The organism is Legionella nigrisilvae, from assembly GCF_977063395.2.
In genome coordinates this window covers 410,420-423,157 of the sequence record NZ_CDRUGZ020000019.1, presented here as the reverse complement: position 1 = coordinate 423,157, position 12,738 = coordinate 410,420, and the positions used below count along the sequence as shown (strand labels likewise).

The window sequence follows — 12,738 nt, the reverse complement described above, 5'->3', positions numbered from 1 at the left end:
ACCTGTTGGGCGATGCGCTTAATATTTGTTTAATATTTCCTCTGTATAATTTCAACTATGATGTAATTTTGTTGAGGTGTTGTATGTGGGCAAAATATTCTCCTAAGAAATTTTTTAATGTTAGCGACCCAGTAGTGGGTCATAAAATAGTAGGGCTCCAGCGCTCCACTTTATTGTTACGCGTGGATGGGCGAAGTCTTGAGAAATTGTTTCAACAAAATGGTTTAGTGCCGCGGGTTCCAAATTATGCATTGCAAACAATCCGTTTTTCTGATGTAGAACGTTACCAAAAATTTAATGAAGGTCCCTTTGCTTGGGGGGCATGTTCTTCGCTAAAGGATTTAATTCGCTTCATGGAGAAAAACTCATCGCATACGGAAAATGCTTGGATACATAAGTTTTATGGCAAGGCTACCTCTCTCTCAATATTGAAATTGGAAACTGGAATTGAAAGTGAAGGACATGATGATGAAAAAGAGCAGCTGGTGGTAGAACATGTTCCATTTGAACAATTTATTGCTTCGACATGTCCTAAATTCCGAGAAAAATTCTTGAGTGGTGGTTTGGTACCTAATGCCATGTTTGAGTATAACAGCTCTCTACCAAAATCAATGCGAGCAAGTGATTTACTTAACGAAGGAACCGTTCTGACCTGGCTAATGATCAATAACTGTGAAGAAACGTTTACTACGATCTGCCAAAACACTTATGGCTCCTTAAGTAAAGAAGCTTTAGAGCGACGCTTTGACGGAGATAAAAAAATAGTGGACGCAATTATTAGTGCTGTGGGTTCTCCTTTACAAATGCATCTGTAACTTGCTGGGTCCTATTTCACCAAGTTCAGCCTCGAAGTTACTGCTGATTTTGACCGGAATATGATGGTCAGAATCAAGCAGGGGGCGATTTACCAGGGGTATTTGATCGAAACGCAATGATGAATTTAAACCGATCATTGCCTCCACACTACCCATTGCCCATTCATTGCCGGCATAGGAAAATGCATCAGAAGGATTGATTGCGCAAGCATAATAGTTTTCAGTCTCTTCTTCAGTAAACTCCAGAACATCACGGTTTTCTCGATATACTTCAACATGTTCGAAGGGCTCTTTCATAATCGAGTCAAATTGTTCTTGAAATGATTCGCCGAATGTAGGGAATTCAATTTTTGCTATCCAAGGATAGGAGTTTTCCTGTAATAATTTTTGAAATGCACGAAGGAAACGAGGATAAAGGAGATATTGGATATCATATTCTCCATTCACCTTAGCAAAAAAACCCATTCCTACGGCGGTAGCTTTTAATAAAGCGGGTTTTCCTGATGACTTAGCTGCTTCATTTACTGAAGCTAATAACATTGAAATATCTTCCAATTGATGACGGTAATAAGCTTCTGCTAAAAAAATAACCGCATTTTTTTTATAAAAGGAAGAATAGAACTTGTCGGGTGTTGAACGAGATAGAAATGGAAAACCAGTGCGAATACGGGTAATAAAACCATCTGAATCATACGACCCCAGTGATGATTGGGCTTCTTTAAAATTAGTCGGTAAGTTTTCGAATAAATGAGCAAACTTCGGATGTTCAATTTTGGGATTCACAGGATCCAGCATGAACAGTGAATAATGTAGATAATGATTTTCAAAACTAGCTCCCGCGAGAGAAAAGATTCCTATCTCATAGGGATCTTTCTTAAGGGTTCTGGGGTTCGATGTAGGATACCCCCCCACAGCAACAACGGTACTATTGGAAAAAATAATTTTTTTGGCAGCCGTTAAGCGTTCAGTGGGTGAAAGTAGCTCGGGATGATTTAAGGGAACTTGCTCAAAGTAATTGGGAGATTGTGGGAAGGGAGTGCCATTTTGAAATATCCCCTCTCGATCTCCGGCGACGTTAACTGCAGGTATTTTGCATAAAGCCCTTGCTAAGGAAAAAGGAACCCCTGAATCATTACTTGTAAAATAATGTGGGTTATAAAATACTTTTGCGGTGCTTTGTGTTTTTTCTCGAGCGGCTATGGGAATCAGATCGTTTAAACCACTAATTTTAAATCGTTCATTTAGCCATTCCATTGGAGGTCTGGGACCACTCGGAGGTTTGGGGCGAAAAAAAGTTTTTAAAAACATACGATTCCCTAAAATATGCGCATCTCTTCAACATTATATTATATAAAAGAGACAAATTGAATCAAATTGGTTATTATTTTATATTTCTTCGAGAATTTTTTTTGTAACTTTTTTATGACATAATGAGCAACTTTTCTGTTGCAAGGGATGGTTCGTATTATGTTAAGTCGTATTTTTACTCAAGCTTTCGTTAGAACAGGTGAACAACATCCTGGTTTACCAAGTAGAATCCTTTCAAATGTTCGTGTCGGGCGTATGGCTCCTGAGACAACCAAGGATACGATTGCAAAAGAATTGCAAGCTGAACTACAAGAAAAAGGATTCGCCCAAGTTAGCAAGACGTTAAACCAAGAGAAAATAATTCTAAAAGAGCTGCAAGAGCACCAAAAAGAAAGTTTACAACGTATAAAAGAACTTTGTGTCACCCCCGCCCAAAGACGATCTGCTGAGGGATATAATATTAACGGGCTGTTCTGGCATCAAAAACAACAAGAATTGAAACAAATCGACACGAAAGAGGCACTACAAAATAGAGAAGAGACCATTGATTGGCTAAAAACCCGTCAAGATTTATATACGGTGCTTAAAGAAACTCCTAATACAACACCTGAGAGTTTCACAGAAAATTTCTCATTCAACTGGTAACATGAATACTGGCTCGGTGTTTTCTAGACATCTTTCCTCTAGAGGGATTCAAGGGAATACAATCTCGCTTTAAAAATGATGTTTTCCCAAGCTACCACTCAATCCCTCTATTTGTTTAAAAATTAGCTGGACAGGTTAATTTTTTTTATTAAAATTCAACCCCAATCAAACGGGTGAAGAATCACATGAAAAAAACCATTAAATTTTTAGACAACTCAGACAAAACAAAAGCCAGGCAGGAAATGCTAAAAGAGGAACTCATTTTTTTTCCTGATGAGGAGGATTCTCTTTTAGGATTATGTAATTATTTAAAGTATAGTTGTACTCAGCCCGATTTTAACTTTCAACGCACCGAGTATGATAAGGGCGTTATAATTGCTGCAAGTCCAAATCTGGGCCCTAAACAACTCGCAGTCTTTGCGGCTAAATCGTTTAAGCCTGGAGATATAGTTGGAGAAATAAAAGGCACAGACTTATTTGGTATTCGTCCTAATGCAGAGATGGAGCGGATAGTTGAAGAATACCAAGGGGATTCCACTTACGTTTGGAAATTAAATCTAGATGATAGGGAACAATATGCGGTAGTCATCGATTTGTTGAAATCAGGATCAAGTACGCGCTGGGTTAACCATGCAAATAAACCCAATTTAGAAGTAAAAGTAATTTGTAAGCAACGTCAGGATGACAGCGGAAAAGTTCACTTTGATTATCATGCGTATTATGTTGCTGCCAGAAAAATTAATTTTGCTGATGAGTTGACTATTTCTTATGGAGATGAGTATTTTACAGCAGAGCGACCTCAAATTGTGTGTCAACCTCAAAGTTTGGTTAAAATTTTAGAGGATCTCGCTGAAATGCAGCAAGTTGCAATAAGTAAAATAAGTACGCCTAATGAACTAAAAGAATTTTTCACTTTACTAAGATCAGACATGTTAAGTAAACAAGAACAAAAAAAGCAAATGTATTTAGATAAAAATTTAGATCCAAAGATCTATGACTTAAGTACCTTTGAAGATGTGATGCGTTTTCAAAAAGAACAAAAACTCCAGCTGAAACAAACCTCTCCCTATCATTTATTTATAGCTCCTACGATACGAGGAAAGGAAGAAAATCGCTATTCATTATTTAGTGGCCAGAAAATTCCTGCAAAGAAAACTCTATGCCGGCTTGTTGGCCAGAAAATGGATGCGGTCCCGACAAAGAACGAAGAGATGCTTCTATGGGCAGCACAAAATAATATTGATACGAATTATTTAGTACAATCCGGAGAGGGAGGATATCTTTATACTAAAGATAAAGCCTCAGAAGCCTATTGTGTAGAAGGAGCCAAATACCGAAGCGAAATGAATGTTCGATTTGATTTTAGAACTAATTCTTATATAACTACACGTCAAATTCAACCTGGTGAAGAAATTCTGGCTTTTTATGAGGGGTATGATTACGGAGCCTCACCGACCAAGTTGGCTAAAGTATTCGATGATTTTAATGAGTCTCAATATTATTACCAAGCTACTTGGGACAACGATAAAGCCACGATTGAAAACGTAATACCAAAAACTCCTGGCTATAGTTTAGAGGACATTGATGAGACCATTTATTCCCATTCTGGAGAACATGAGAATTTCCAATGGAGTCCAGTATCCAATGAGCACATTTTAACACCAGGCCATGATTTAGAAGATCATGAAAAAATTCTCACCCCAGGTTATAGTTTTGATTCAATAGGGGAGGGCTTTTCTGAAGATTCTAAAGAAAAAGATAAAGAAAGCACCCATGAAAAAAGAAAGGCTTGGAGCCCAACGTTCCAATTTGGGGAAAACCTTTCTAAAAAGAGAAAGAATACAAAAATGGAACGAGAGGAAGAAGATGAATCGCTCTCTGAAACAGAGTTTAGCCTAAATTATTAGCGAATAATGACATTTTAAATGTGGGGTCTCAAGGGTGTTAGGGTAATAAAATACCAAAACCAGGAGATCCTCCGTCATAAACTCCTACCTTCCTAAGACTTAATACTTTATTTTAAGCGAGCAAAGTGTTGACGACTAAACGCTACTTTTTCAGCAACTGATTCTTTGGGATGTTTCTGATAATGGGCTTCAATTATTCGATAGCGTTTTAATCCGCCTTCCCGATTAGCAATTTGGATATTCAAGCCTGGCCTTGCATTTAATTCAAGCATTAACGGGCCGTGTTCTTTATCCAGGACTATATCTACACCGAGATAGCCAAGACCTGTTAATTCATAACAGCTGGAGGCTATTTCCAGTATTTTATTCCAATAGGGTACTTCAATGCCGACGATGGAGTTCAAAGTATCAGGATGATAATCGATGATGTCATTATGATATACGCCACCTAAGGTCTTTCCCGTAGCTAAATCGACTCCAACCCCAATAGCACCTTGGTGTAAATTCGCTTTTCCACCCGACAAGCGAGTCGGGAGGCGCACCATGGCCATAGCGGGATAACCCAATAAACTAATAATACGAATATCAGGAATACCCTCATAACTTACTTCGGCAAATACGGGGTCTACCACTACTCGTTTCTCTATAATTGCATAATCCGAGGAGCCTCCCAGACTATATGCTCCTGAAAGAAGGCAGGATAAATGGTAGCTAAGCTCTTGGGTTGTGGTGAGTTTGCCGTTAATTTGCCGATAACGACCATAAACTTTATCCTTAAAAACTAAAATCCCATCTCCACCAGAACCTCGAGCTGGTTTAACAACAAAGTCATTATAAGGTTCTAAACGTTCCTCTATGGTTTTAATTTGTTGTTCCGTTTCAATGATATCGTATAAAGGTGGGACCGCAATACCTGCTTTTAGAGCCAGTTTTTTAGTTTTTAACTTATCATCAACTAAAGGGAATAGCTTTCTGGGATTGTAGCGCAATACAAAATCTGAATTACGCTGATTAATACTTAGTATTCCGTGGTTTTTTAAACGGCGAAACAGATTAATCATTTTACGTGTCCCGCAAGTGATTTAAAGCGTTTCAACTCAAATAATCGGTATCCTCGATATTGTCCAAACCACAAGATTAACGAGAGCAGAACCAAAACCAGCTCAGGAAAAGCAAAGACAAGATATTGTAATGGTTCATAACTCATCGCCCAATAAGAGATAACTGCTGCAATTAGGCTGCCTACGCCTGACTTGATGGCTTCTGATGCACCTCGTTCATCCCAAGTAATGCACATACGTTCTATAGTCATGGTTAAAATGACCAGAGGGAATAGGGCAACTGAGAGACCTGCATCGAGGCCGAGATTTTGACTGATGATACTAATAAAGATCATAAGCATAATCACGACAGTTAATATTGCCGCGAGTCGTGGTACCAAAAGCAGCCGCAATTGGTCTAAATAAAAACGTGCCAGTAGCCCAAAAGAGACAATAATAACAAAGAGAGAAATTCCCCAGACTACATGTGTTTCTCTAAACGCTAAAGCGATTAGAACGGGCATAAAAGTCCCAAATGTTTTGAGTCCAATAAAGTTTCGTAGAATTAAGATAATAAAAGCACCTATAGGTACGGTTAATAAAATCTTATAGGTAGCTTGAGCATTGACCGGCAATTGTAACAAAGAGAATCGCAAGAGTTGCGAATCGGATTGCAGACCCCGCGATTTAGCAATACTTAAAGCATTGATGGGCGTGGGCGATACAGTTAAACTAAATTGCGGCTTTTTGCCCCCCTCGACGTTAAATACAGGCTCATTACCATATTGCCAAATAAGAAAATCTTTTGGTAAACCGGCTCCCCCGGTTTTAGGATTAATATAAATCCAGTTTTTACCATTGAATACAGCCAAAAATGAACTTAATTCCGCTTTGCTTTTTTGAGATAAATAAATTCCCTTTACGGGGATCGCAGAAATTTTAGACTGATTTAAAATTAAAATGGCGGCATTGATAAGGTGCTCATCACTAAAGTCATTACTTGTTAATAATTTAGCATTCCCATCTTTTTTATTCAGTTCTTTAATGGTGCTCTGAGCAAAGGTTTTAATATCAGCTGAAGATTGTCTTACTTGGCTGATAATGGTTTCCACAGCGGATTTTTGACTTTCTGCCAGGGGTTGTGTTTTGGCCGCAGGAGGGGTCGCTAATGGTGATTCATTGCCCTCAGTTTGGCGAAAAATTGCTCTGTAATACAGCGATTGTGCGCCATGGGCTCGCCGGATTGACCAAACGGTTTCCCGATTATCACCATTTAAGTTAGTGGTTACCCCATAATTTCTTGAGACAAAATACTCATCAAGAATAGCAAAATGGGGTGGCAAATAAGGGATATTAAAACTCGCTTTAATTGGTGTATTCGGGTCCGCAACGAAACGCAAGTTGGATTCAACCATCCAACTGTTTATCGTTTCAGTATCAGTTAACGGCACATCGAGAACAAAGTGTCGGTACAAAAAAATTCCTGCTCCAAGGATAAATAGTGTAATGATCAATCCATAAACATGACGCGTGTTGTTTTTCATTGTTTCTTAAAACTCTGATTTTTTAACGTAAATGTGAGTGCTGGATTAACTGCACCATTAAAAGCAATAATTGCGTCTCTTCCTAAAAGTAAAGGATAGAGGAAGCGTTTGCGGTTTGTTAAATTTACTTTAATTGTTCTGACCTTATCTCCAAGTTGTATATCAAGCAGTACAACGGGCCGTTTGATTGGTGCGTGTGCGATAATCTCGGAACCATGTTCTCCATCCCGAACTTTGATTTTCACTCGGCCTTTGTATTCCGCTTCAAATATGGATTCGCCAGTCTTAGTCGGAACAGTAAAACGTAAATAAGGAACCCCATTTTTGGTTATTTCAGTAATATTGGTCGCATTTAACGATGCTGATTTAGCCCCGGTATCCAATTTAGCTGATAGAGTCAAATTTTTTTGGGGAAACGAAACTTTTTCAACATAACCATAAATTTGTGCTTCATTCGATGCCATAACGGGTCCGGTCATTAGTGCTGCAAAAATAAAGAGAGCAAATATTGATCTCATTGAATCCTCTTACCTGAGTTGTTTTTATATTAGGGCAATATCGTAGCAGGTTTGGCTCCTAAGTCACAACCCGTAAGTGGATTTAATAAATATTTTTTGTATGAACTGAGTGTGATATCATGATCAACTGCCTGAAAATTGTATCTTTTTAAGTCATGATGAAACGATTATTGACATCGAGAGCAATAATCCATATAATCCGCCCATCCTAACTGGTGGCCATTTCTGTGTGTAAGAATGACTATTAAGGGCGAAGAAGATTCACCGTTAAAATCCGAAGACCTTGTTTTCCTCTTGGCGATCGCCGGTCGTATTGACGCGCAAAGTAGACTTCTCGCTCAAAAGCTCGATAAAGATCGTTATGTTTATCATGCTTATGCCGTTATGGATTCTCTAAGCTCTTCTTACAGTATGTTTAAATACTTCTTGGAAGTATTTATTGCTAAGTCTGATCCCGACCTAATGCACAAAATTTTGACCTCTCCCGAAGGAATCGCCGCGGTTGCTGCAGAAGCGATTTTTTTGGTTTCCTTTTCCTTTTTAGCCAGTGTCTATGATAAAGAAGAGAAGGATTCGTTAAAAAAATTAATAGCGTCTGCTTGGCCCTATTTTCGTGATTTGATGAAAGGCTTAAAAAATGCATACAAAGGATGGCGGAGCACAGTTCAGGTATTAAGCCTAATCAGTGGGATGGATCTCAAATACATGGTAATCCCTGTAGGATTGTTTTTAGGTGTATTTGCTGCCGCCAATCGTCTTTGGATACGCAGCATGGTTGAGAAGCGTAAAACGCAAATGGATCAAAATAAAGAGCTTTTATTGAAAATTCAACAACTAAGCTCTTTAACGCCATTAGATCTTAAGACGTACTTATCGAAAATAGAATATCAGGATACCGATACACGCGTTCATGCGTATTTAGCTGTAGCAACGGGTGGATTTTTAGATGGATTATATCTTTATATTGGCGTAGTAAGTCTTTCAGTTCTTTCGCCCCCTCTTCTTCTTGCTCTCTCCAGTATTGGCGCCTTGTACACGCTCTCCTGTGTCATTTCACGAATTTATGAAGAATATGATTTTCAGTTGCGCCTAGAAGTTACCCAAACTCGGTGTAAGTTAGCCTTAACTACTAAAGAATTGGAACTGACCTATGCTAAATTGCTTGAGCTACAGGCAAGGCATAGCCTTAAAAATGAAGATCTAGAAGAAATCAGAAGATTGAAAAGAGAGGTTTGCCGTTTAATTGGGAGTTTTGAAGAAGAGCACCGATTATTACAAGACCAACTGACGTACAGTTATCTGACAGCCGGTTTGTTAGGTATGAAGTATGGTTTATTTGCTTACGGGGTATTGACTAGTATTTTATTTACCGCTTCTTCACTTTCTTTAATCACTGCAGGTAGCTTTCCTCCTGCTTTATTGGCAGTAATTATCGTTTCTGGCTTAATATTAATGATAGGGATGACCGCGTATACCTTGAATGCTCATTATAAGCATATGAAAAGACGCGAACAAGACGACCAAAAAGATCATCCTTACACTAAAATTAGGGAGATGAAGACCCATATTGAAAGCAACGTTGATGCTGATATTTTAGATTCAGAAACGTTTGCTAAATCATTAACCGATGGTCTTAACCTCGATCCTTCCCCACAGACTTTTTTCCAAGAGTGGTTTGAAGTATTTCGCTCTTTTGCTTCCGGTTTATCTAAAGGAAACAATTTCTCAAATTTTGCATTGACCTTTTACCAAGAGGTTGATTCTGAAGGACATTATCACGATACCTCGATAATGGCAGACTTGGCCATTGCAAGTGGAATCCTATTTTCATTAGTTCTAGGTTTTCGAGCTTTAGCTCGTGGATTAGGACGGTCACCTCAAGGCCAGCCTAGTTGTACAAAAATTAAAGAATCGGATGAGGCCGGGGTGCCGATGGATGATATGAAAACCCGGCATCCAAGGGAATCAAGTGAGTGTCCGAAACGCAAAGCCTCTGATTCCCTGCCAAAAACCGCTTCTTCATTTTGGAATTTCTTTTACCATAAAAAAAACCCACCCGCCACACTTCCTCATTCAATGAGCGACACGAGCCTAAATCAGCATTCTACCGAGAGTATAATTGGGGGTTTAGAGTAGGATCATTATACATTTTAAATTGATGATAGACTCTGAACGTACGCTTTTTCGCTTGCACTTGTTCAAGCAATTCTTTGAAGCATTGGGTTAATTGTTCTAATTGTTGATTAATGATCCCTAATTTATGGGCACAATTGTTTCTATGTTCTTCGCTGACATCTTCGCGCTGAGTTTGTAGACCCATGTGATAAGATTTTAATGATAAAATAGAGAGTCTATCAATGATCATGCCGGGTGATTCAGAGTGCACTGGACATACATTGTAATGTGCTGGTTTTAATTGCTGGAAAAGCCATTCATCCATTGCTTCCATACGGTTATTACGCAATTGATTGTAGCGATCAATTTCTCGCTTTGCCTGGTAGACAAATTCATAACCCTGATCATCACGACGGGCTCTATCTTCTGCAAGCCAGAGCTGATAGTTAAATGCATGATTTTCTTCTACTAAGCGATAAAATTCTTGCTGTTGATACACGATACCGGAAGTATTCCATTGGAGGATGGAGTTTTTATGTATATTGATGATTTCTTCGCCATTAATACGCTCTGACATGTTTCAATCCTGCTCTTTGAAAAGGTGTCAGTTTAACCTATACCGCATAACGCTACAAATTAGAGCCGAAGTATTTATTATAAATGGTTTCATAAGTTCCATCGTTTTCCATTTGTAATAAAACTTTGTTGATACCATTAATGAGCGCCCTATTTTTGGGAAGTGCGAGGATTCCATACCCATTTCCAAGCACAATAGGTTTCCCTACAGGCTGAAAGTTAATCACTTTATTGATGGTAAGATACTTAAAGATATTGATGTTCAATATAATTGCATCCACATTATTATTGAGCAATGCGGTAATCATTAAAGAAATTTTTGGATAGGATTTTATATTATCTCTGCTGGTATACAGCGCAAGGGTATCCTCGAGGTCGCTTGCTTCTAGAGTCCCTATTTTTTTGTTTTTAAGATCCTCAATGGTTTTTATATTTGAGGACATTGTTAAAAATTGTCCATCACTTGTCATAAAGGGCAAACTATAAACATAATTTGCGGAGAGGGATTGAGGGATGGGGCTGGGCGGGAACGTAATATCAATATCTCCTGCATTGAGTATAGCCAATTGGTTTTTCATGGTGACTGGTTTGTATTCACAAGTAATATTGAGACGTTTACATATTTCATTCATTAGATCGATGCAAAAACCAAAATAATGATTACTCCCGTCTATTGCAGAAAAAGGAGGTGCGGATTTTGAAACGCCTACTATAACGGTATTGCTATAAGCGAGTGGGGTAATCACTAAAAGTATAAAAAATAGAATATGTCTAACCCGCTTCATGCAGTTGTACCATTCCATCTGGATTATATTTAAATCTAGGTTGCTGAGAATTATTTGTCAACTTTTTATATTTTTAGCTAAGCAGCGATCTAATGCATTGGCAAAGGCAGTTTTTTCTTTTATGCTTAAGGCAGCAGGACCACCCGAATAATGCCCGGTAGCGCGTAATTGCTCGTTCATGTTTCGTAAATTTAAACGCTGTTTGATGTTGTTTTCCGTATATTCCTCTCCACGAGGATTAATTGCCAATCCTTTTTTTGCAATCACATCTGCGGCAAGAGGGATGTCCGCAGTGATAACTAAATCAAACGGTTGTAAATGAGTTGTGATATAATGATCTGCACTATCAAAGCCTTTAACGACTTGAACTGCATCGATAAAAGGTGAAGGAGGATAATTAATAAAGGAATTAGCCACCAAGGTGAGTCGTGTTTTTGTACGGACCGCGGCGCGAAATAAAATCTCTTTAATTATTTTAGGGCACGCATCGGCATCTACCCAGATCTGCATATAATTGAATTGTCAGTCGAATGTTAGAATGATTTTAGCAAGTAAGGCTGACAAGTAATATAGCCTAACTATATAATTTTATCTTTGCACGCTGCCTACATAATCTGAACAATCAGATTGGTCTATTTTTTGGAGAAAGTAATGAGAGTTTTCACTTTTCTTTGTTGTTCCATGTTATCTATGGTTGTTGCTGCTGAATCCACTCTCCCTGTTGGATGTCAGGCGATTGCTGTTCAAGGTGAGTCAGTGACTCTACAAGGTAAAAAAAGCAGTCTGATCTTTATCCATAATCTTACTTCTGCTGATTTATGGATTACCCATCCCGTTACTGAGCCAAGCGCTAGCGCAGGTTGGACAACTCGTTTACAAGGTGGTAATTGGTCTGCATTAGCATTGAACAAGGGTCCATTTCCGATAAATTGCATTGAATCTAAACCTGGCCATGAACAACAAGTGCCCTGTGAAGGTCTCATTGCCGTGTGTAAATGGAAGGGGGTGAAAATCCCTAATAATGGTAAAGAAAGTACGTTTTGGGCAGCAGAAGATATGTCATTATCTGCCTTAACTGCTGCAGTGGGGGCACGAGGTTTTGTGATTCCTATGCCTAAGAACAATAAGTAACAAGAGTTAATTCATTTGCACAATCTCCACGAGATTTTAATTTTGGAGTATGAGTATGTACATAAAGCTGTTTGATACAAAAACTGAAGATAAGCTAGAGAATAAAGAAAGAAAACTCCAGTTTATGCAAAATGTTTATTCTGTATTATCTCGTGACTCCACGATGAGTAGTGAGATGACGCAGCAGATTCTAATTGGTGCATTAATTCAAACAAATCTTTGTGCAAAAGAAGTTCTTGAAGATATAGAAAATAGATATAAATCCAGCAATATTTCTTAAAGAATGCGTTTAGATAGAGGGCTCTTAACTACTTTGGGAGAATTACTGGCGGTTGCCCCCTTATCTTGCTACTT

General features: G+C 38.5%; 13 protein-coding genes. 6 read left to right on the top strand and 7 right to left on the bottom strand.

Annotation, left to right across the window (positions count from 1 at the left end; genetic code table 11):
* Positions 1-83 precede the first annotated feature (83 nt).
* A complete protein-coding gene (locus ACWTE2_RS06945; RefSeq protein WP_454784762.1) occupies positions 84-815 on the top strand; it encodes a hypothetical protein in 732 nt (243 codons plus the stop codon).
* Here ACWTE2_RS06945 and ACWTE2_RS06940 read toward each other — a convergent pair.
* The gene (locus tag ACWTE2_RS06940; protein ID WP_454784761.1) at positions 798-2,123 is read right to left on the bottom strand and encodes a type IV secretion protein Dot; all 1,326 of its coding nucleotides are present in this window, start codon (positions 2,121-2,123) and stop codon (positions 798-800) included. The genes ACWTE2_RS06945 and ACWTE2_RS06940 overlap by 18 nt on opposite strands.
* Positions 2,124-2,282: 159 nt before the next feature.
* On the opposite strand from ACWTE2_RS06940, the gene ACWTE2_RS06935 reads away from it, so the two are divergent.
* Together ACWTE2_RS06935 and ACWTE2_RS06930 are read left to right on the top strand one after the other, a co-directional pair.
* On the top strand, positions 2,283-2,768 hold the full coding sequence (locus ACWTE2_RS06935) for a hypothetical protein (protein WP_454784760.1): 486 nt from the start codon (positions 2,283-2,285) through the stop codon (positions 2,766-2,768).
* A 185-nt stretch (positions 2,769-2,953) separates the two neighbouring features.
* Positions 2,954-4,675, top strand: coding sequence for an SET domain-containing protein-lysine N-methyltransferase (locus ACWTE2_RS06930; RefSeq protein WP_454784759.1), 1,722 nt, complete (start codon positions 2,954-2,956; stop codon positions 4,673-4,675).
* A 107-nt stretch (positions 4,676-4,782) separates the two neighbouring features.
* Here ACWTE2_RS06930 and ACWTE2_RS06925 read toward each other — a convergent pair whose 3' ends face one another.
* Genes ACWTE2_RS06925 through ACWTE2_RS06915 form a run of 3 tightly spaced genes read right to left on the bottom strand, consistent with a single transcriptional unit; the run spans position 4,783 to position 7,777 of the window.
* Positions 4,783-5,736 (bottom strand): alpha-L-glutamate ligase-like protein, encoded by a 954-nt coding sequence (locus ACWTE2_RS06925; RefSeq protein ID WP_182392039.1) that lies wholly within the window; start codon positions 5,734-5,736, stop codon positions 4,783-4,785.
* Positions 5,733-7,259: an inactive transglutaminase family protein gene (locus tag ACWTE2_RS06920; RefSeq protein WP_454784758.1), complete on the bottom strand. Its 1,527-nt coding sequence runs from the start codon at positions 7,257-7,259 to the stop codon at positions 5,733-5,735. The genes ACWTE2_RS06925 and ACWTE2_RS06920 overlap by 4 nt, the downstream gene beginning before the upstream one ends.
* Complete coding sequence (locus ACWTE2_RS06915) at positions 7,256-7,777, bottom strand: ATP-dependent zinc protease family protein (protein WP_454784757.1); 522 nt, start codon at positions 7,775-7,777, stop codon at positions 7,256-7,258. The genes ACWTE2_RS06920 and ACWTE2_RS06915 overlap by 4 nt, the downstream gene beginning before the upstream one ends.
* 237 nt (positions 7,778-8,014) lie before the next feature.
* Here ACWTE2_RS06915 and ACWTE2_RS06910 point away from each other — a divergent pair, with 237 nt between their 5' ends.
* Positions 8,015-9,913 carry a hypothetical protein gene (locus ACWTE2_RS06910; protein WP_454784756.1) on the top strand — a complete coding sequence of 633 codons (1,899 nt, stop codon included), beginning with the start codon at positions 8,015-8,017 and terminating at the stop codon, positions 9,911-9,913.
* On the opposite strand, the gene ACWTE2_RS06905 is transcribed toward ACWTE2_RS06910, so the two are convergent.
* Genes ACWTE2_RS06905 through ACWTE2_RS06895 form a run of 3 tightly spaced genes read right to left on the bottom strand, consistent with a single transcriptional unit; the run spans position 9,882 to position 11,763 of the window.
* Positions 9,882-10,469, bottom strand: a complete 588-nt coding sequence (locus tag ACWTE2_RS06905) for a DUF4254 domain-containing protein (protein ID WP_454784755.1) — start codon at positions 10,467-10,469, stop codon at positions 9,882-9,884. The genes ACWTE2_RS06910 and ACWTE2_RS06905 overlap by 32 nt on opposite strands.
* Before the next feature lie 52 nt (positions 10,470-10,521).
* On the bottom strand, positions 10,522-11,253 hold the full coding sequence (locus ACWTE2_RS06900) for a transporter substrate-binding domain-containing protein (protein ID WP_454784754.1): 732 nt from the start codon (positions 11,251-11,253) through the stop codon (positions 10,522-10,524).
* Positions 11,254-11,310: 57 nt separating this feature from the next.
* The gene (locus tag ACWTE2_RS06895; RefSeq protein ID WP_454784753.1) at positions 11,311-11,763 is read right to left on the bottom strand and encodes a YaiI/YqxD family protein; all 453 of its coding nucleotides are present in this window, start codon (positions 11,761-11,763) and stop codon (positions 11,311-11,313) included.
* Positions 11,764-11,904: 141 nt separating this feature from the next.
* Here ACWTE2_RS06895 and ACWTE2_RS06890 point away from each other — a divergent pair, with 141 nt between their 5' ends.
* On the top strand, positions 11,905-12,384 hold the full coding sequence (locus ACWTE2_RS06890) for a hypothetical protein (protein WP_454784752.1): 480 nt from the start codon (positions 11,905-11,907) through the stop codon (positions 12,382-12,384).
* Positions 12,385-12,439: 55 nt separating this feature from the next.
* Positions 12,440-12,664 carry a hypothetical protein gene (locus ACWTE2_RS06885; protein WP_454784751.1) on the top strand — a complete coding sequence of 75 codons (225 nt, stop codon included), beginning with the start codon at positions 12,440-12,442 and terminating at the stop codon, positions 12,662-12,664.
* Positions 12,665-12,738: the final 74 nt, after the last annotated feature.

Bases quoted from the DNA above. Each gene is read 5' to 3' on its own strand.
- ACWTE2_RS06945 (WP_454784762.1), top strand. From the start codon at position 84: ATGTGGGCAAAATATTCTCCTAAGAAATTTTTTAATGTTAGCGACCCA.
- ACWTE2_RS06940 (WP_454784761.1), bottom strand. From the start codon at position 2,123: ATGTTTTTAAAAACTTTTTTTCGCCCCAAACCTCCGAGTGGTCCCAGA.
- ACWTE2_RS06935 (WP_454784760.1), top strand. From the start codon at position 2,283: ATGTTAAGTCGTATTTTTACTCAAGCTTTCGTTAGAACAGGTGAACAA.
- ACWTE2_RS06930 (WP_454784759.1), top strand. From the start codon at position 2,954: ATGAAAAAAACCATTAAATTTTTAGACAACTCAGACAAAACAAAAGCC.
- ACWTE2_RS06925 (WP_182392039.1), bottom strand. From the start codon at position 5,736: ATGATTAATCTGTTTCGCCGTTTAAAAAACCACGGAATACTAAGTATT.
- ACWTE2_RS06920 (WP_454784758.1), bottom strand. From the start codon at position 7,259: ATGAAAAACAACACGCGTCATGTTTATGGATTGATCATTACACTATTT.
- ACWTE2_RS06915 (WP_454784757.1), bottom strand. From the start codon at position 7,777: ATGAGATCAATATTTGCTCTCTTTATTTTTGCAGCACTAATGACCGGA.
- ACWTE2_RS06910 (WP_454784756.1), top strand. From the start codon at position 8,015: ATGACTATTAAGGGCGAAGAAGATTCACCGTTAAAATCCGAAGACCTT.
- ACWTE2_RS06905 (WP_454784755.1), bottom strand. From the start codon at position 10,469: ATGTCAGAGCGTATTAATGGCGAAGAAATCATCAATATACATAAAAAC.
- ACWTE2_RS06900 (WP_454784754.1), bottom strand. From the start codon at position 11,253: ATGAAGCGGGTTAGACATATTCTATTTTTTATACTTTTAGTGATTACC.
- ACWTE2_RS06895 (WP_454784753.1), bottom strand. From the start codon at position 11,763: ATGCAGATCTGGGTAGATGCCGATGCGTGCCCTAAAATAATTAAAGAG.
- ACWTE2_RS06890 (WP_454784752.1), top strand. From the start codon at position 11,905: ATGAGAGTTTTCACTTTTCTTTGTTGTTCCATGTTATCTATGGTTGTT.
- ACWTE2_RS06885 (WP_454784751.1), top strand. From the start codon at position 12,440: ATGTACATAAAGCTGTTTGATACAAAAACTGAAGATAAGCTAGAGAAT.